This is a genomic window from Idiomarina ramblicola (assembly GCF_003987255.1).
Taxonomy (GTDB): Bacteria; Pseudomonadota; Gammaproteobacteria; order Enterobacterales; family Alteromonadaceae; genus Idiomarina; species Idiomarina ramblicola.
This window is the reverse complement of sequence record NZ_PIQC01000004.1, coordinates 177,386-194,643: the sequence shown is the minus strand read 5'-3', so window position 1 is coordinate 194,643 and position 17,258 is coordinate 177,386. Positions and strand designations below refer to the sequence as shown.

The 17,258-nt window shown below is 47.0% G+C and carries 15 protein-coding genes; 8 read left to right on the top strand and 7 right to left on the bottom strand.

The features are described 5' to 3' along the window. Nucleotides 1-428: 428 nt before the first annotated feature. Nucleotides 429-1,427 carry a helix-turn-helix transcriptional regulator gene (locus CWI78_RS06540; RefSeq protein WP_157982698.1) on the top strand — a complete coding sequence of 333 codons (999 nt, stop codon included), beginning with the start codon at nt 429-431 and terminating at the stop codon, nt 1,425-1,427. A 43-nt stretch (nt 1,428-1,470) separates the two neighbouring features. Here the strand turns inward: CWI78_RS06540 and CWI78_RS06535 are convergent, their stop codons facing one another. The 3 genes from CWI78_RS06535 to CWI78_RS06525 all read right to left on the bottom strand — a co-directional run bounded on the left by CWI78_RS06535 (nt 1,471) and on the right by CWI78_RS06525 (nt 6,250). After that, nucleotides 1,471-2,946, bottom strand: coding sequence for a serine hydrolase (locus CWI78_RS06535; RefSeq protein WP_126781419.1), 1,476 nt, complete (start codon nt 2,944-2,946; stop codon nt 1,471-1,473). A 710-nt stretch (nt 2,947-3,656) separates the two neighbouring features. Further along, nucleotides 3,657-4,073 carry a YqaA family protein gene (locus CWI78_RS06530; RefSeq protein ID WP_126781417.1) on the bottom strand — a complete coding sequence of 139 codons (417 nt, stop codon included), beginning with the start codon at nt 4,071-4,073 and terminating at the stop codon, nt 3,657-3,659. 125 nt (nt 4,074-4,198) lie between these two features. Further along, the gene (locus CWI78_RS06525; RefSeq protein ID WP_126781415.1) at nt 4,199-6,250 is read right to left on the bottom strand and encodes a TonB-dependent receptor; all 2,052 of its coding nucleotides are present in this window, start codon (nt 6,248-6,250) and stop codon (nt 4,199-4,201) included. 185 nt (nt 6,251-6,435) lie between these two features. Here CWI78_RS06525 and CWI78_RS06520 point away from each other — a divergent pair, with 185 nt between their 5' ends. The 3 genes from CWI78_RS06520 to CWI78_RS06510 all read left to right on the top strand — a co-directional run bounded on the left by CWI78_RS06520 (nt 6,436) and on the right by CWI78_RS06510 (nt 10,130). Further along, nucleotides 6,436-6,786 carry a PadR family transcriptional regulator gene (locus CWI78_RS06520; RefSeq protein ID WP_126781413.1) on the top strand — a complete coding sequence of 117 codons (351 nt, stop codon included), beginning with the start codon at nt 6,436-6,438 and terminating at the stop codon, nt 6,784-6,786. Continuing rightward, nucleotides 6,786-7,724 carry an HAAS signaling domain-containing protein gene (locus CWI78_RS06515; RefSeq protein WP_126781411.1) on the top strand — a complete coding sequence of 313 codons (939 nt, stop codon included), beginning with the start codon at nt 6,786-6,788 and terminating at the stop codon, nt 7,722-7,724. The genes CWI78_RS06520 and CWI78_RS06515 overlap by 1 nt, the downstream gene beginning before the upstream one ends. A 108-nt stretch (nt 7,725-7,832) precedes the next feature. Beyond that, nucleotides 7,833-10,130 carry a S9 family peptidase gene (locus tag CWI78_RS06510; RefSeq protein WP_126781409.1) on the top strand — a complete coding sequence of 766 codons (2,298 nt, stop codon included), beginning with the start codon at nt 7,833-7,835 and terminating at the stop codon, nt 10,128-10,130. A 66-nt stretch (nt 10,131-10,196) separates the two neighbouring features. On the opposite strand, the gene CWI78_RS06505 is transcribed toward CWI78_RS06510, so the two are convergent. Next, complete coding sequence (locus CWI78_RS06505; RefSeq protein ID WP_126781407.1) at nt 10,197-11,285, bottom strand: NADH:flavin oxidoreductase/NADH oxidase; 1,089 nt, start codon at nt 11,283-11,285, stop codon at nt 10,197-10,199. A gap of 320 nt (nt 11,286-11,605) precedes the next feature. After that, on the bottom strand, nt 11,606-12,691 hold the full coding sequence (locus tag CWI78_RS06500; protein ID WP_126781405.1) for a DUF2891 domain-containing protein: 1,086 nt from the start codon (nt 12,689-12,691) through the stop codon (nt 11,606-11,608). A gap of 199 nt (nt 12,692-12,890) precedes the next feature. Between CWI78_RS06500 and egtB the strand changes: the two genes are divergently transcribed. From egtB to CWI78_RS06480, 4 genes are read left to right on the top strand one after another with little or no spacing between them, the layout of a single operon-like run. Next, the gene (gene egtB, locus CWI78_RS06495; RefSeq protein ID WP_244213087.1) at nt 12,891-14,117 is read left to right on the top strand and encodes an ergothioneine biosynthesis protein EgtB; all 1,227 of its coding nucleotides are present in this window, start codon (nt 12,891-12,893) and stop codon (nt 14,115-14,117) included. Nucleotides 14,118-14,139: 22 nt separating this feature from the next. Beyond that, nucleotides 14,140-15,084, top strand: a complete 945-nt coding sequence (gene egtD / locus CWI78_RS06490) for an L-histidine N(alpha)-methyltransferase (protein WP_208642038.1) — start codon at nt 14,140-14,142, stop codon at nt 15,082-15,084. A gap of 12 nt (nt 15,085-15,096) precedes the next feature. Continuing rightward, nucleotides 15,097-15,903: a PhzF family phenazine biosynthesis protein gene (locus CWI78_RS06485; protein WP_126781399.1), complete on the top strand. Its 807-nt coding sequence runs from the start codon at nt 15,097-15,099 to the stop codon at nt 15,901-15,903. A gap of 31 nt (nt 15,904-15,934) precedes the next feature. After that, nucleotides 15,935-16,291: a zinc ribbon domain-containing protein gene (locus CWI78_RS06480; protein ID WP_126781397.1), complete on the top strand. Its 357-nt coding sequence runs from the start codon at nt 15,935-15,937 to the stop codon at nt 16,289-16,291. Nucleotides 16,292-16,354: 63 nt separating this feature from the next. Here the strand turns inward: CWI78_RS06480 and CWI78_RS06475 are convergent, their stop codons facing one another. Together CWI78_RS06475 and CWI78_RS06470 are read right to left on the bottom strand one after the other, a co-directional pair. Continuing rightward, the gene (locus CWI78_RS06475) at nt 16,355-16,729 is read right to left on the bottom strand and encodes a DUF6768 family protein (RefSeq protein WP_126781395.1); all 375 of its coding nucleotides are present in this window, start codon (nt 16,727-16,729) and stop codon (nt 16,355-16,357) included. Continuing rightward, the gene (locus CWI78_RS06470) at nt 16,726-17,253 is read right to left on the bottom strand and encodes an RNA polymerase sigma factor (RefSeq protein WP_126781393.1); all 528 of its coding nucleotides are present in this window, start codon (nt 17,251-17,253) and stop codon (nt 16,726-16,728) included. The genes CWI78_RS06475 and CWI78_RS06470 overlap by 4 nt, the downstream gene beginning before the upstream one ends. Nucleotides 17,254-17,258 lie beyond the last annotated feature (5 nt).

The following is a 17,258-nucleotide window of genomic DNA, read 5'->3' as shown; positions in this document are numbered from 1 at the left end:
CTGAGTAACTTGTGGCAAATCTGTGACAAAGCTTGTTGCTTGGATTCTTCAAGGTATAATTTTTTGACCTTACCCATCAATTCCTTAGCAGCACTTTTGATGGCCTCTCCCCAGCCCAAGGTAGTTGACGCTATAAAATTAATGAGACAACTAGACCAAACCGATTACTTAGCGTAAAAAGAGGTCATGAAAAAAATGACTAAATAGTGATCAGGTCATACTGAATTCGCTGTTTGGAATCCTGAGATACGCATTAAGTCGTAATTTACAATGATAGGGAAGCCGGGCTCATAAAGGGACTAGATTTTTCGTTGATCAACGCCTTAGGCATTACGGTTTTCACGACATTGATGCTCCTAAGCGTATTTCTGTTAACCGTACCCAGTAAAATCCGAGTCGCTAATGGGTGCTTTGCTGCTTTCCTCTTATTGGTTTGCTTCGATATATCAGGTCTATTTATATACGGTTGGTTACTTGAGCATCCGTGGATTGATGCATTTCGGCGAGGTAGCGTCTATTTACAAATGCCATGCCTGCTTCTTTACTTAAGGCACGTCTGCTTTAACGGTTCGCAGTTTAATTTAAAAAGCACGGTACACCTCGGCTTATTTGTAGGTTTTTTAGGCGCACTATTCTATGACTTCGCGTGGCTTCCATTTGAACAGAAGCAAGCGTTTCTTCAGAGTCCTTGGCAGCCCGAATTTATGTTGTTTTTTATCTTGGGAGAGCTTCAGTTCTTCCTTTATATCTACCTGATGTACTTCGATTTAAAGCGCTATAAAAAAGCCGATGCAGCCAACGCGCCAAAATATAATGAAAGCGTTTATCGCTGGTTAAGGCAGTTAACGACCGTACTCTTGGCAGCTCATTTTGTTGCTGTTTCAAAACACATCTTGGTGATTGATGCATCACTGGAAGTGGTGAATTTGATGTACTCCTTCGTTAGTTTCTCTGCACTCGGTGTTGTTCTGTGGTTTGTTTTAAAAGCGCTACACAACCCCGACATAAGCAGAGGTCCGGTCACTTATTTAGAGACAAAACGGCGAAGTGAGCAACGCATGGGTTACGTTGCATCGGCAGAAATGCGGACTCTGATGCAGAAGCTAGAGCTGGTTATGGAAAAAAAGAAACCATTTCTTTCGCCTGATATTACGCTAGAACAGTTAGCTGAAATGGTCGAAGTTGATAAAAGCGTATTATCCACGTTGTTAAATGACGGATTCGGAGAAACTTTCTATAACTACATTAATAAATACAGAATAGGCCAGGCCAAGTTACTTCTTCTTGCGCCTGGCAATCAATCGGTATTAGATATTTTATTTGAAATTGGTTTTAATTCTAAATCCTCTTTCAACACCGCTTTTAAAAAGCATGCTGGTGTCACCCCTTCAGCTTTTCGAAAAGCGCACGGCATCCCGCTACCATAGTTTTAGTTTCAATCGCCTTATCTTCGAAGAAACGCGATTAAAATCACAAGGGAGCACCCGAAAATACGATCGGTTGGGACTGCGAGTGCAGTTCAAGCACTAGCTTTCCATCGCCTATGGCGCGGAACGAAACCTTGAATTCAGGGTTGTATACATCATCAAAAGTACTTGTCCCTTCCATATAAAAGGAATCGGCGCCAAGATGCTCAAGATGAAATGTGACTTCTGGGAAGCGCAAATACAGCCGGCCATCGATTAGCTCAACCCGAACTTTGCCATAACCTGCTGCGTCATAAGCGCCCGTATACTTTTCTAATGGGTATGAAAGTGGCTGTTCAGAACGATAGGCTTTCGTCTCTAAGTTCGGTCGATAGACGGGCGTTACCGAGATAGGATAGTTTTCAATTTCAGGTAGGCCGAAATGATGGCGAGTGATTACATCTAGCACGATGTGTGGGAGCAAAGAGTTGTCCTGATTTGTAAGGATGACAACACCAAAGTCATCGAAAGGAAACATAGCCAATACCGAACTAAAGCCAAAGGTATTCCCGCCGTGCTCGACTCTGAATTTACCGTAGCTGCTTCTCAATCGCCATCCGAATCCTTCTCCCTGTAAAAACGCATCTGCTTCGTATCGATCTTGTTTGGTATTCTGCAGCCGTGTGGCATTTCTAACGAAATCTGATGGAATGACTTGCTTGCCTCCAAACTCGCCGCCAGACATCCAAACTCTGATCCAGTTTGCTAGATCTACGACGGTACTTTTGACTGCGCCTGCAGGACGAATAGAGTTAAACGCTTCAAATTTAAGATCAACTATTTCGTCGTCATATATTCCATAAGGAAGGGCGTAATTTTGTGCCGTTTTCATCTCCTCTAACGACGAGAAAGTTCTTGTCATATTAAGTGGCGTAAAAATACGCTTATTTAAAGCCGTCTCCCATGATTCATCGGCTACTTGCTCGTAGATAACCGCTGCAAGAGTGTATGCCATGTTGCTGTATGCAAAGCTATCCAGCACTTTACCCTGCGGCTCAAGGTGTTTGATGCGATGAACAACTTCCAACATGTCATCGTCGGGGAATAAAATTTCAGACGTACCTTGATTGCCGAGCCCGCTTCTGTGGCTCAGTAGGTCAGAAACCGATACGAGTTCATTCATTTGATGATTCGCGAAGGAAAACCCGGAAACATATTCCCCCGGTCTTGAGTCCAAACTGATTTGAGATTCGCTATCAAGCATACCTATCAGCGTACTGGTAAAAGACTTTGTGATAGAACCAATTGGGAAGATTGTTTCTGGTTCAACGGGCTTTTGATTTTCTAAATCGCGCATGCCGAAACCGTCCGCATAGACGATTTCGTTGTTTTTGACGACACCTATTGCTAAACCTGCGCCCTTGAATTCACGAAGCAACTCAGAGATACGAGGCTCCAGTTCTTGGAAACTCTTTGGAGCTGCAAACCCTGCGTGTGACATTGCCAGCAGGAGTAATGTGGATAGAAAAACTGATTTCATCTCGCGACTTCCCTATATTTCATAAAATTGAACCGTAATTTACGAATTAGAGTCAGCGAAATCGACCGAATTAAAGTCGGACTTATAGTGTATTTTGGTAAGCATGCACTTTGGACGGCAGGCTAACGCAGCTTATCGACGGTGCAATAAATCAATTCACCAGTAACGCTTCAAGATTGTTAAGTTGAAGCTGAAAGAGATCTGGATTGTTTTCTCTGAATTTGACCAAGTTGAACAGCTTCCACTTAACGGATGGAAAGTGCTGGTAGTCGTATACAGACCAGTCAGTCTGTAGCCTTAACATAAGGACAATCTTGGCATGTCCTGCAGAAACAAGTTGATAGCCGTACCGTCATGCATTGCAAAGCATTCCTCTTTAGCGACCTCCGGCAATAGTAAGTTCTTTTGATAAAAAATGCTAACGCTAACGTATTAAAGCGCTCTGAAGGCTAAAACACGGTGTTTAGGTTCAATCCAGTTTCGCGGAAGAACCCTTCGGAGGAAAAGGCTCCCCTTTAAAACTTCATACCTTCAGTCTTAGGGTTTTTACTTATTTCTTTACCATTTTGACAAAATGAAATTAAATCTTCATTTAAAAGAAGGCCAGGAGACCTCCATTAATTTATCCTGAAATGAGCGACCTGTGTGTCATCGATACGAGAGTATCGGGTGCGCCATTTCTATAAGTTTACGCGAGCTATTACAGCATATTAAAACAACTGCGTAACACCCAGCAAGATAGCGTAGCGGCCAGATTTACTAATAAAGACCAGAATCAGAAACTGCCAGAAGGTTAACCGCAGCATGCCAGCGATAAACGTGAGAGGGTCGCCGATGAACGGTGCCCAGGCCATCAGCAGCGACCATTTACCGAAGCGTTCGAACCAGCGATGGCCACGGGCCAGAGATTTAGGTTTGAACGGGAACCAGCGGCGATCCTGATACTGCACCAAAAAGCGGCCCAGAACATAGTTGACCACTGACCCCAGCGTATTACCGATTGAGGCCAGCCACCAGATTATCCAAACATTGTAATCCATGCGTTGGGCTGCCACGACCACAAACTCAGACTGAGCGGGCAGTATCGTGGCGGCCAGAAACGCCGTCAGAAAGACACTTAAGTACATTGGACTATAGTTACACGGAGCCGTTTATAGTACCAGTGAACAAAGTCTGTAAAAAATTTTCATGAATGAACTTCGTTTAGTCTGCTCAGCATGCGGTTAAGTGACTATCTTTAAAGTTTAGTGCGTTAAAAATCGTAAGTCACAGACAAGCGAACATCGCGGCCCGCCTCGTAAGGTCCCACCACGGTTGGAAACACCTCGCTGTAGTCGCCGACACTCGAATGATTGATGTACAGCTCGTCCAGCAGGTTAGTCACTGCCAGGTTCACTGAAACGTTGTGAGTAACATCCCATGCGCCATAGAGATCAACAACGGTATAACTTGGCTTTTCTAAGGTATAAAGCGAGTCGGTCCAACCATTCTCCAGCGACTGATGCAGAGTGTTAATATGAATGTCATCAACTTGTGTCACATTAAAGCCGAAGCTCAAGTCGTTTGTAACAAAGTAGTCCGCACCCAATACAAAGGTGTTTCCACGGCTGTTCCCTAAACCGTTGAATTCATAGGCGTTCAAGTCGATTGAATCATAGTTCTCAGTGTACAAGTCATTACGTGGTGAAAGTTCAGAATCTGCGCTGGAGAAGCCCAAGTACATATCCAGTGAATTCCAACGATACGCCAGATTAAATTCCACCCCGGTGGACTCAACATCACCAATATTGTTATAGATAGAGTTCCCCGCGAAACCACTGAAAATGACGTCATGTATGGTTGATTGATAAACACTGAACTTTGCGTTTAGATTATTCGCGCTGTACTCAATAGACGTTTCTATGTTCTCAACTGTTTCCGGTACGACGTCACCGGCGACAACAGGAATATCACTTCCGTCGTAGAGGAATTCATCCAGAGTAAAGCCATCTCCTATTTCTTTACCTCTGGCGGCCTCGGCATAACTGAGTCCAAACTTCCATGCTGGCGATAACTGGTAAGATAAACCGGCGTTAAAACTGAGTTCGCTGTCATCGAGCCCTGATGCTGTATCCGTTACTGGCTCTCCAGAATACTCGTCGAGCAGAATTTGTTGTTGGAAGTCATAATCGTCATAGCGCACGCCGTAGCTCAATAAAATATCGGGTGTAATCTGACTGTGTGCTTGTGCGTACGCGCCTAAGACACTGCTTTCTTCGGCGTTTTCTTTCGGTCCGGCTGCCGGACCACTTTCTACCTCATCACTGCGATAATCGATACCGTAAGTAAAACTGTGGTTGAGGGTTTCGCTGGTATTGCGAATATCAAAACCCTGAGTATCAATTTCAGCTAACCAATCAAAACGGCCACCACGAAAGGACGAACTTGTCTGGTAAGCAGTCGCTTTTAGATACACCGCATCACTATGGTCAAAGCGATAGTTAGCAACATAAGTGTCGCGTTTAGCCGCGCTCGGATAAAGAGGCGATCCTTCTGGTACAACCCAGTTTGGGCGAGCGGAGAATTCACCTTCTTCATCACGCTGCTCAAAGCTTAACGACACGTAATGATTGGTGGCAATGTCACCACTTGCCTTTAAAAAGGTCAGGTCCTGATCTGCTGCTGTGCCGTATATTTTGTTACCGTCGCCGTCTTCCATGGTGTTGCGGTCAACGGTACTGAAATAACCTAAAAGGCCAAATGAGTCATTAAGCTTACCGTATAACGTGCCACTGTAACGTGTGCCATCATTAGAGAAGTTGTTCGCTTTTAAACGGCCGCCAAACTGCTCGTTACTGCGTAATAAGTCCTGGGCGTCTTTCGTCTTAAAACGTATTGAACCGCCAATAGCGCCAGGGCCACTGGTTGCTTCGCCGGCACCGGCCTGTACGTCTATTTGTTTCAGCAAATCTGGGTCCAGGGTGACGCGACCAATATGGTGAAACAGCGTTGACGTTTGCTGCGCACCATCGACGGTCACATTAAGGTAAGCGTCTTCAAGGCCGCGAATATAAATTTTTTGGGCCACCCCGACAGAGCCACCAACGCTTACCGAAGGTGACTCCCGGAAAATGTCAGCAAGGTCATTCGCCTGAAATTGCTCAATATCGTCTGCAGTTACGCTAAAGTTGGTGGCGGCACCAACGACAGAAATGCGCTCTATTTGTTTCTCTTCTTTATCGCCATTTTCAACATCCGCTGTCTGCGCAAACAAGGCTGGGCTAAATAGCGAAAACACCGCTCCAGTAAAGATAAGCTTATTCAAAACAGGTTCCTCTTTATTCTAATTAAATACAAATGAGAATGATTATAGTATGCGTTTATAATAAAACAAGGGTTTCCGGTTGGCGATAATTATCAATATTGTTTGCTTTTTTACTGTACGGCGCCTAGTATCTCTTTACTGTGTTTCGCACAGTGTGTGTAATACAGTATAAATAAGGACTGACTATGGCAACTGCATCACCCGATAAACTCAAGCTGGAACTGCGCCGCGGCGTATTGGTTCTAGCAGTGCTTGCTTCTTTGCGCGAGCCTCACTATGGCTATTCACTGCGCAAGCAACTGCAAGGTGCCGGCGTAGATATTGATGAAGGTACGCTGTATCCGCTAATAAGAAGATTGGCTGAGCAAGGGCTTCTCGATAGTGAATGGAAGCAGGGCGAAGGGCGTGAACGGCGTTACTACCGTTTATCAACGCTTGGAACAGAACGACTAGAGCAACTCACCCAGGAGTGGACCTCGCTCAACAGCGCGATTGGCCCTCTACTGTTGCGTGACCCCAATGAGGAACAATACTAATGGACATGGTAGAACGTTATATTGCCGCTGTGCAGCGCGAGCTGCCGGAGAAAAAGCGCGACGACATTGGTCGCGAGTTACAAGCGAATATTCTTGATCAGATCGAAGCATTAGAAGCGCAGCTAGGTAGCGTATCTGACGCTGAGGTGGCTGAACTATTAAAAACAATGGGGCATCCGCGCACGGTAGCATTTCAGTTCTGCCCGCCGACACCGTTGGTCACTGCGCAGCTGATGCCTTTGTATTTACACACTTTGTATATGGTGCTCGGCGTGTTGTTTGTGATTTCGACCATTGAAGTCACGGGTCGATGGCTTGGCGGCACCGAAATGGGCCTGCTTCTGTTCATGAAGGGCATAGCAAGCGACTTTCTTGCAAGTGCTTACTTTGCGTTCACCGCAATTACCATCGGTTTTGCAGTTATGAGTCGCTCTCGGAAGAAGGAAACTACAGAGGTTGCAGGCACCTGTAAATGGAGCCCTGAGAAACTCCCGCCTGCAGGAAAAAGCTGGCAGTATATTAGCTTACAGGACATTTTCACTGAGCTTGCCACGCTGCTATTTTTGGTGATGCTGATTTGGTACCCATTGTGGCGGGCAGATAGCGGTGCACAGAGTCTTTTTACTGACGATGCACTGACCGTTTTATCCTGGTTCACGCCGGTAATCGTTATTGGTATTGTACATAGCCTTTGGCAACTCCGTACGAGACTCTGGAGCCGCCCGATGCTCATGCTCAATATAAGCGTTAATAGCGCATTCTTAATGGCGTCAATTGTGTTACTGACAGGTCCTGTTTTGAAAAACAGTGAGGCAGCCTGGCTAGACGGCCTGGGTGCTGCAATCGTTGATCGCAGTATTCAGGCTCTTCTGGTGGGCGTTGCGCTCATTGTGACCTATGAAATTGTCCGTGATATACGCCGATTGCTTCGCAATTAATGGGGTAAGAAAGACAAATGGGTCGTTTTAAGCGACCGAGGTTACTAGACACTGTTCCATAGCGCCGATAACCTGTTTGATAATCTTGTTCCTCTATAGGATTTTCTGATGAAACGTATTGGCTACTTCGGCGTACTGGTATTTCTGACCAGTCAAATGGCTTTTGCCGACCAGGTTGAGCCTGAGCAAGTTGAGCGATCCTTGTCGTTGCGGGCTAATTGGATGACGTTAACCCGAGACCTGATGATGCACCCAACCTGGGCTGCCGAAGGGGATGCGTTTCATTACAAACTCAGTGTTAAAAACGGTTTTCAGTTTTTTCGTGACACGGTGGAAAGAGGGGAACCTAAACTCGCTTTTAATCATCAGGACATTGCCGGAGCATTGAGTCAGACCAGTGGCGAAGACATTGATGCTTTGCAGCTACCGTTTGATCGGTTTCGCTATGCCGACAATGGACAGAGTATTCACTTTTACTACGCTGGGCAGTCGTGGAAGTGTCAGTTAAATGATGCAACTTGCTCTGCTATGACGCGACAGACGCGGCCAAAAGCCTTTGGTGTTGTGAGAGACCTGCGCGTTGACGCCCATAACGTCCCGCATGATTCACCGAATGGGCGTTATCGGGCCTATGTCGAAAAAAACAATTTAGTAGTGGAAACATCCGCCGGAGAACCTGTATTTAAAACCAGTGACGGGAAATCCGAACACTTTTACGATCCGGAGTCTATTCAGTGGGCGCCGGACGGTTCATCTCTTGTGGTGATGAAGGTGACGCCGGGTGATGCGCGGCTTATCACTCGTGTAATGACTGCACCGGAAGACCAACTGCAGCCCAGGAATATCGTCCAGTTATATCCAAAACCGGGTGACGCGGTAGATAAGGACCAGCCGGTGCTGGTCCAGATGGCTGAAAAGGAAGCTCATGTTATTGATAACGAGCTGTTCGGTCAGCCTTACCAGATTGACCGGGTAGAGTGGCAAGAAGACAGCAGCAGCTTCACGTTTCGTTACACTGAGCGTGGGCACCAACTGGTTCGTTTGATTGATGTGAACGCCGAAACCGCCGAGCCACAAGCGTTAGTCACCGAACGCAGCGATACCTTCGTGAATCAGTGGGGCACCTTTTTTCAGCCGCTACATGAAGGCAATAAAGGGGCTATTTGGCTGTCGGAACGCGATGGTTGGGCACATTTGTATCATTATAATGGCGCTGGTGAAGTGGTGAACCAAATTACCCGTGGTGAATGGCGTGTGCGTTCGGTTGTTCATGTTGATGAAGAACGTCAGCAAATCTGGTTTTCTGCCAGTGGCATGTATCCTGAGCAAGATCCGTACTTCGAGCACTATTATCGCGTTAATTTTGATGGTAGCGGCCTGACGGCGTTAACCGAGGGTAACGCCAACCATCAGGTGTCGTTTTCCGCGGATATGCAGTATTACATTTCACTGCGCTCACGGACTGACCTTCCTGACATTGCCGAATTGCGCCGCACTAAAGATGGTTCGTTGGTGCGTGAGTTGGCTCGTGCTGATATTAGTCGCTTGACTGCAGCGGGCTTTAAACCACCAGAAACATTTGTTGCCAAAGGACGAGATGGTGAAACCGATATTTGGGGTCTGATTGTTAAGCCGCAAAACTTTGATCCGGAAAAGCGCTATCCAGTAATTGAAAATATTTATGCCGGGCCGCACAGTAGCTTTGTGCCAAAAACCTTCTGGCCATTTGGGCTGCATTCTGGTGGTGATAAAGTGATTGGTATGCAGGCTTTGGCAGACCTTGGTTTTATTGTCGTGCAAATTGATGGCATGGGTACTGGTAATCGCTCCAAGGCATTTCATGATGTCGCCTGGCAAGATCTAGCGGACTCCGGTTTCCCCGATCGTATCTTGTGGCATAAAGCGGCGGCTGATAAATATTCCTGGTACGACATAGAAGATGGCGTTGGTATTTATGGGGCGTCCGCCGGAGGACAAAGCACCGTCGCGGGTTTAATGTTCCATCCCGAGTTTTATACGGTTGGTGTTGGCTTTGCCGGTTGTTATGACAATCGCATGGATAAGATAAGCTGGAATGAGCAGTGGATGGGTTACCCGGTGGGTGAACACTATGCCGACTCATCGGTGGTGGAGCACGCGGAATTACTTGAAGGCCAGTTGTTGATTATTAACGGTGAGCAGGACAGCAATGTGGATCCGGCATCGACTATGCAACTGGTCGATGCACTGATCAACGCCGACAAGGACTTTGATCTGTTAGTTGTTCCGGGTGGAGGGCATTCGGTTGGCCGTTCAAGTGGTCCGATCCGGTATATTCAGAGACGCCAGTTCGACTTCTTCCTGCGTCATCTTGGACAGCGGGAAACGCCAGACTGGAATCGCATTACGAGCGAAAAATCGGATTAACGAATCAGCAACGACGGCCACCATATACGGTGGTCACCGTTGCCGAAAGTGCGGAAAACTTATTGCTTAGTAGCGCTCAAGCCAGTGCGCGTAAGGTGCTGGTAATACCCACGAAGGCTTCTCGACACGCAGTGCTTTGGCTGCGTCGTAAGGCCAGTGAGGATTCGATAAATGAGCACGACCCACCATGACCAAATCCAGTTGCCCTTGTGCAACCGTGTGTTCTGCCAGCTGAGGTAAATCAATGCCCCAGGCGGAAGCCACTGGAATATCCGCTTCTTTACGAATGCGCTCCGCAATAGGTGCCATAAAGCCCGGACCCCAGGGAATCTCGGCGTTTGGTGTTGAGAAACTGATACTGACATTTAAAAAGTCCAGTCCCTCAGCTTTTAGCAACTGAGTCAGTTTAACGGACTCCTGCATTTGCTGATCGTCATTGCCATCAAATTCAATCACACCAAAGCGCGCGGTCAGCGGGAAGTTATCTGGCCATACTTGTTTTACCGCACGAACTGTTTCTACCAGAAAACGGGCGCGGTTCTCGAATGAACCACCGTATTCGTCAGTACGCTGGTTCGCATGAGGAGAGAAAAAGCTCTGCCCTAAGTAGCCATGAGCAAAGTGCAGTTCAAGCCATTCAAATCCTAAGTCACGAGCTCGTTCCGCAGCGGAAACAAAGTCGTTTTGCACGCGTTTTATGTCATCCAGCGACATCTCTTTAGGTTCGCGAGGCAGGTTTGCACCAAAAGCGACAGGAGAAGGCGATATTGGTTGCCAGCCTTTAGCATCATTTCCAGCTATATGGTCGTCACCGTCCCACGGACGGTTTGCGCTGGCTTTGCGACCGGCGTGACCAATTTGAATACCGGCAACGGCGCCTGCTTTTTTAATATTCTCGACAACCGGCGCAAAAGCTTTTGCCTGTTTGTCGTTCCAGAGGCCGGTGCAGTTGGGAGTAATGCGGCCTTCAGGAGAAACCGCGGTGGCTTCAACAATCACTAAGCCGGCACCGCCACGCGCCAGGCTGGTGTAATGGCTTAAATGCCAGTCGTTAACGACACCTTCTTCAGCCATATATTGGCACATTGGGGGAACAGCAATGCGGTTACGCAAACGTACGTCTTTTAACTCAAATGGTTGAAATAATGCGGACAACTTAAGTACTCCTGTTAATTACTGCGCTTGCTGTGAAAGCAATTTTGAGGCACCTATACTAGCTTGTCTGCTGTCATAGGATAATTAGAAATAATCTATCTCAACCATCGAAAAAATGAATGAAACGAAACTTTACCCTGCTAGCTGAATCAGCCTTTGGTAAATACTTACTTAAAAGAGCTCGATAAATTATTTGATGGCAGAAAAGTTGATTAAGAAACCAATGATCATTCTACAATCTCTAAACGAGCTCTCTTCCAGTAAGCTTTTAATAAACCCTGGGCCTTCAGAGCCAGTCATCCAACTGGAGGCATCAGGTTCTAATGTTGAGTCTGATTTAACGCCTGAATAGCAAAGCTGCCCAGCCAATGGCCACCTTCGTAACTATCGCCTATTAGATTAGGGTAGGAATGCGCCATATGTTTATTTGCTAGCTCGCGTAAGTGTTCATACTGTGGGTATTGATTAGCTAGTGCGTACAGGTTCCAGGCGCGGCTGAAGTTTAAACCGTCCAGGTGCACCAGCTTGCCATCCGTTCTGTCACCAACTTCACCTACGGCCAGGCTGAACTCGGAGTCGGAAAGTCGTGGCATGAAATCATCTAACCAAGTTAAAAATTGCTGTTTTGGCAGTACGCGTTGCATTAAGCCAATTTCTTCCAGGCAGGGCGAAAGAAAATCGTAGCCGCTGGGCTCCCAGCCAATGGGGCAACTTTTATCTTCTAGAAAATAATCCTTAGCGCGCTTGGTGATTAACTGCTGCAATTCAGTGTGTTCGCGGTTAATAGCGTAGTCGTAGGCGAAACTTAATCCAAAGGCCGTGTTGGTATGTTCGCCCACTCGCACCGGGTAGACCAGCCGCGGCAAAAAGTGGATATAGCGATCAACGATTAAATCGGCTAATGGCTGTAAATTATTGGCCAGCTCTTTGGCCATTGGATCCTGCCATGAATGAAGTTCGTCAGACAGCTTTAACAACCAGGCCCAACCGTAAGTGCGTTCAAACGAATCATTAATATCTTTACTGAAAAAATCGACTTCACGGGCGACTTTCTCGGCAGTTAAATTGCGTTTAAGAATGGCTTTGACGTCGTCAGCCCGTTCTAAATCAGGAAACTGGCGCAGCAAAGTGACCATTGACCAATAACCATGAGCGGCGCTGTGCCAGTCAAAACAACCGTAAAAAACCGGATGCAGAACCGATGGCTCCTTTAAATCTTCCGCGCTACCCAAAGTGACTCCCGTTTTATACGGATACGGTGTTTCGACACAATGTAGTGGCAACTCCACCAGCTTATTGGCCTCGGACAAGGTCAGGCTGTTCGACGTGTGGTCTGTGTCGGCAGCTTGAGTGAATAGACTAACCGACATGAGTATGGCGCTGCTGATGATGCCACGAATGTTCATAATATTGCCTTATATGCTAGGGGTAACGCTTGTGTTAGCTCTCGTTAGAGGTTGTTTTGGTTCGCCGGAGAAACTAGTTTGCGACATTGCCCTACGAAAACTATGGTTAATAGGTATCTCAAAGACCTGAGACTTTAAACCGACTCTGCCAACTTAGTCGAGGAAAAGCAAACCATGTCAGACGATAAAAGAAATGTTAATGGCGCAATATGAGCGTGTACGCGCGCAGACCATGCGGCTGACTGAAGCCCTGAGTGCGGAAGATACGATGCTGCAGTCAATGCCTGACGCCAGTCCGGCTAAATGGCATTTGGCGCATACGACCTGGTTTTTTGAAACGTTTTTACTGCAACCGTATTTAACGGGCTATCAGCCTTATAACGAAGCCTATCAATATTTATTTAACTCTTACTATGAAACGGTTGGTGAGCGTCATCCGCGGCCACAACGAGGGTTACTTTCACGGCCATCGTTAGAAGAGGTGATGGATTACCGAAAGCACGTCGACAGCGCAATGATTCGTTTGCTGGCGTCATCGGGGGCTGATATTGAAGCGGCTGTGACTATTGGGTTGCATCACGAGATGCAGCACCAGGAGCTGTTACAAACCGACATTAAACATGCGTTGTCACTGAATCCGTACGCGCTGGAGCCGGATACCAATTCAGTAGAATCTTCCCCGGGCTCCGTTAGCACAGAAAGTCCTGAGTTTGTTCATTTTAAAGGTGGCTTATCTTTTATCGGTACCGATGCGGAGTCATCCTTTGCCTACGATTGTGAACAACCCCGACACCAGGTTTTTGTTCCCGAATTTAGCCTGTGTGAACGCTTAGTGACGAATGCGGAATGGTTAGAATTCATGGCAGACGATGGCTACAAGCGGCCAACCCTATGGCTTGCCGATGGATGGGCAACGGTGCAACAAGAAGGCTGGCAGGCGCCTTTATACTGGCATCGTGAAGGTGAACAGTGGCTAACCATAACCGACCGAAAACGTGTGCCATTAGATTTAAATGCGCCCGTTTGTCATATCAGCTATTACGAAGCCGACGCTTTTGCGCGCTGGCGGGGGTGCCGTTTACCAACCGAGTTTGAATGGGAGCATGCCGCCCAGTCGGTTGAAAGTGGCGGTAACTTTCTGGAGCAAAAACATTCGTTGCCGCAACCGGTACCCGACGAAACTCAAGGTCTCAAACAGATGTTTGGCGATGCCTGGGAATGGACGCAAAGCCCGTTTATTCCCTATCCGGGATTTAAAACCCCGGAAGGGGCGCTGGCAGAGTACAACGGAAAGTTCATGGCTAACCAGTGGGTTCTGCGCGGTGGCTCATGTGCCACCGCAGAGCAACAAATACGCTCAACCTACCGGAATTTCTTTTATGCGCATCAGCGCTGGCAATTCACCAGTCTGCGTCTGGCCAAATAAAACCAAAAAATCGGGATACTTTATGAACCATGGGTTTCTGCAGGATGTTCTGGCGGGGTTACGGTTGCCACAAAAAGCGCTACCACCCAAATATTTTTATGATGCACAGGGGTCAGAGTATTTCGATAAAATTTGCGAACTGGATGAGTATTACCCTTACCGTACAGAGTTGGCGTTGCTTCCTGAGGTTGCACAGGAGTTAAAGCAGTACGTTGCGCAACAGCCAATTGAGAGTATTCAACTGGTTGAATTTGGTGCGGGGTCACTGCGCAAAGTAAAACCATTGCTGCAAGAGCTGTCTTTGATAAAGGAGTTTGTCGCGCTCGACATCTCGGGCGAACATCTTAAAAAAGCCTCGGCCGACCTTGCTGAGTCCTTTCCCGATTTACAGATTAAAGTGGCTCAGGGAGATTTTACCAAACCAATAGAGTTAGAGCTTTCTGAGGCAACCTCAATGGGCTTTTTCCCAGGCTCTACCATTGGCAACTTTGAGCCTGAAGAGGCCAGTGATTTTCTGCGAAATGCCCGTGCTACGCTAGGTGAGGGCAGTTACATGTTGTTGGGAGTGGACACCAAGAAAGACCAGCAAATGCTCGAGCGTGCGTACAACGACAGCAAAGACATTACCGCACGCTTTAACAAGAATATTCTGACCCGAATGAATCGTGAACTCGATGCCAACTTTCATCTCGATCAGTTTGAACATCTTGCCATTTACAATCAGGACCTGGGTCGTATAGAAATGCATTTGCGAAGCTGTATTCAGCAAGAGGTTCAAATTGCGGGTGAGAGTTTTCAGTTTAAGGAAGGTGAAACCATTCACACCGAAAACTCCTATAAATATCATCCCGAAGAATTTGATCAATTAGCAAGTTCAGCAGGTTGGCAGCGCGAAAAGATCTGGCTGGCGCCTGACGGCATCTTTGCGATTATGTTACTACACAATGCTGACAACGTTCGGGACTAATCAGAGTCTGCTATGCCAAAACTTTGTACTGTCGATGTCTTTTATGGTCCGCAGGCGTTGGGCAATCAGCATCATATAGCTTATCGCCCGGCACCCGCCTGGTCCGAAACGCCTTCGCAATATCAAACTGTTCCAAATTTAATCCTGATGAGTGGTCGCTCGGGAGCATTTCAGGCTCAATTTTTAAATTATGGCAGACCGGTACGTCGCTGCGGGTCGGGTAACCTGGCAGTTGCTGCTTATATAAACGAGAAACTAAAGACGAAACCCATCAACGAGTGTTTGTTGACGCCAGCAGGTGAAATACAGCTAGGGTTTGACCATGAATCGGCTTACTACTTTGATAGACCATTAACGCAGAGACCGTTGCGTAGCTTAAGATTTTGGCGACGGCTGATAAGCCGCCCTGTTATCAATGGGTGCTACTGTGGTGGCCGAAATGATTATGTGTTGCTTGAACTTGCCCAGCCGTTGACGCAGTTGCGCCTAAATAGTGGCGCGTTATGCCAGTTTAGCCAACGAGCTTTAATTGTTATTTATCGATTGCGGTCAGGGACGGTACAATTGCGCTATTTTGCGCCGCAATACGGAGAGGCTGAAGATGCTGCCACAGGATCCGCCAGTGTGCAGGCTGCCGCCTATCTCAGAACACAATATCCAAAGCGCTACGCACATCAGTCGATTGAAATTAAGCAATGCTCACCCGCCGGTGGGTGTCTTTATCTGAAAAATTATCAGCAATATGTTTTGATTAGGGGGCAAACAGCGATGCGAGACAATAAGGCTATTTGCTCTTCTTTTGACTACACTGAAGAGTGAACACTCCGAAAGAAAACAGAGAGGTGTTTCAATGGCATTTGAGAAATGTCCAAAGTGTGAAGATCAGGTGCTGGATAATAAATACAGTTGCCCGGCCTGCGGCTATGTGAAGACCGAAGATTCAGAACAAAAGGATCAGCCGGGTGAAAACGATCAACCTGGGGAAGATAAGATTACGACGGAAAACACATCAAAAAGCCTGCAGATACAAGGGGTGTTGGCGCTCGTTATTCTGATTATTGGCGTATTCTGGTTTTTTCTAACTTCTGATGAGTCCCAGCAGAGCAACGAGATTAATATGATTCCTCTGATCATGTTTATCGGCGGTCTTATCTGGTACATACTGACACGCTTTCGGATCTGGCGTGAGCATTCTCGGAAGAAATAAAAGCAGCCAATCAGGGCGTTAAAAGATAGAGTCTGATGGGGTGGCGATGAGCCACCCCACTTATTACTCGTCATTTGCGGACTTTAAACGCAACTCCAGTAAGCGGATTTCCCGTGCGGTATGATTACGGTTGGTTTGCATATAAATCCAGAGCTTTGTGGCAACTTGAGCGTTAAAACTTAAGATAAGAAGAACGCCCCAGAACAATTCGTTGTCCGGTGTTGCTGTAAAAAACTGATATCCGCAAAACAACAGCAATGCCGTAAATATCGCGCCCAGCCCATAGGCAACCTTAACAACCCAGCCTATGTCGTATTTAAACCCTTGTTTTAAGTAGCCGGTAAGGCCTTCGCCGGTGCCCATTAGCTTGTCCAGTTCCTGTGCTTGCGCGGACAAATCCTCTTTTATTTGCTCGTTAACTTCTTTGTTTGTGCTCATGGCTTATCACCCTCGTTTAAGTATCTATGACGCAATTCTTCTCGTGCGCTATGCAATCTTGACTTGACTGTGCCTGGCGCTATAGAGAGTACTAAGGCTGTTTCGTTAACCGACAATTCACTCAGGTAGAACAGTTCAATAACTTCACGTTCGTTGGGTTTCAGGCCCGCCAAAAGAGGAGCGACATCCAAAACCTCTGGCCGTAAATCCTCTGTGAATAAACTCGATTCATTAAGCTCTTCGAAGTTCGCATTACGCTGCTGACGTGCCCAGTCGATAATTTCCCACCGCAACGCTTTATAAAGCCAGCTCCGAAAAACCCGAACATCCTGCATAAATTGCAATCGTCTACCGACCTTGAGCCAGACGTTTTGTACAAGGTCTTCCGCCGTTGTTGTTTGGTGAACCCGTATCAATGCGTAGCGCTTCATCGGTGTAAAAAAATGACGATAAAGCAATTCCAAAGCATCGCGTTTACCTTCTTGTGCTGCTAGAACGAGTACCTCTACTTGCTCTATCTTCATGAGTT